The 1,416-nt window shown below is 46.1% G+C and carries 1 protein-coding gene; it reads left to right on the top strand.

Annotated elements, in window-relative coordinates:
• Positions 1 to 38: 38 nt before the first annotated feature.
• Positions 39 to 1,322 (top strand): citrate synthase, encoded by a 1,284-nt coding sequence (gene gltA / locus ACTHUE_RS19070; RefSeq protein WP_070645446.1) that lies wholly within the window; start codon positions 39 to 41, stop codon positions 1,320 to 1,322.
• The last annotated feature ends 94 nt before the right edge of the window (positions 1,323 to 1,416 follow it).

The following is a 1,416-nucleotide window of genomic DNA, read 5'->3' as shown; positions in this document are numbered from 1 at the left end:
GCGGCAACGAAAGCCCCAACTTACAAAGGAGTTTAAGAATGTCTAAATCAGTCAAGCTCACCACCCCAAATCAAGAGACCTTGGAACTGCCAGTATTGGAAGCAAGTATCGGCCATGATGTGGTTGATATTCGTGCTTTGACAAAAAATACAGGTCTGTTTTCCTTCGACCCCGGATTCGTGTCAACTGCAAGTTGCGAATCCAAAATCACTTATATTGATGGCGATGAAGGTCTGTTGTATTACCGTGGTTATCCTATCGAGCAGTTGGCCGAAAAATCCGATTACTTGGAAGTTTGCTACCTGTTGATTTACGGCGAACTGCCTACCCCTGAACAGAAAAAAGAATTTGATGCCACAGTCGGTCGCCATACTATGCTGCATGAGCAGCTGACTTGGTTCTTCCGCGGTTTCCGTCGCGATGCGCATCCGATGGCGATGATGGTTGGCGTGGTTGGCGCTTTGTCTGCTTTCTATCAAGACAGCTTGGATATTGCCAATCCTGAACACCGCAAAATTGCGATTTACCGCTTAATCTCCAAAATCCCGACAATTGCAGCAATGTGTTACCGTTATTCCAACGGTCTGCCGTTCAATTATCCAAAAAATAACCTTTCCTATGCTGAAAACTTCTTACACATGATGTTCGCAACACCATGTGAAGAATACAAACCTAATCCAGTATTGGCTCGCGCGCTCGACCGCATCTTTATTTTGCATGCCGACCACGAGCAAAACGCCTCTACTTCGACTGTACGTTTGGCCGGCTCTTCAGGCGCAAACCCATTTGCCTGTATCGCTGCCGGTATCGCCTGTCTGTGGGGTGCTTCACATGGCGGTGCAAACGAAGCTGTGTTGAAGATGCTGGACGAAATCGGCGACGTATCCAATGTTGCCGCATACATGGAAGGTGTGAAACAACGCAAATATCGTCTGATGGGCTTCGGTCACCGCGTATACCGCAATATGGACCCACGAGCCAACATCATGCGCGAAACCTGTTATGAAGTCTTGAAAGAATTGGGCTTGGAAGACAGTCCTAAATTTAAGCTGGCGATGGAATTGGAACAAATCGCACTGAAAGATCCATTCTTTGTTGAGCGCAAGCTGTATCCAAACGTCGATTTCTACTCCGGTATCGTCTTGTCCGCATTGGGCATTCCAACTGAAATGTTTACCGTTATCTTCGCATTGTCGCGCAGTGTAGGTTGGATTTCTCATTGGCATGAAATGATTAGCGATCCGGCACTGAAAATCGGTCGCCCACGTCAACTGTATACCGGTGCAGAGCGTCGCGATTACGTTCCGGTAGATAAACGCTAATAAACAATACATTAATATATTGTTGAAAAGTCGTTTGAAAAAATCGAATTGCCGTTTTCAATGAGGTTGGTCGTAATTAATTAAGTTGATAGCA

The sequence above is a fragment of the Neisseria sp. P0021.S005 genome, assembly GCF_051956955.1.
The sequence above is the reverse complement of the archived record's forward strand: the minus strand, read 5'-3'. Positions and strand labels throughout refer to the sequence as shown.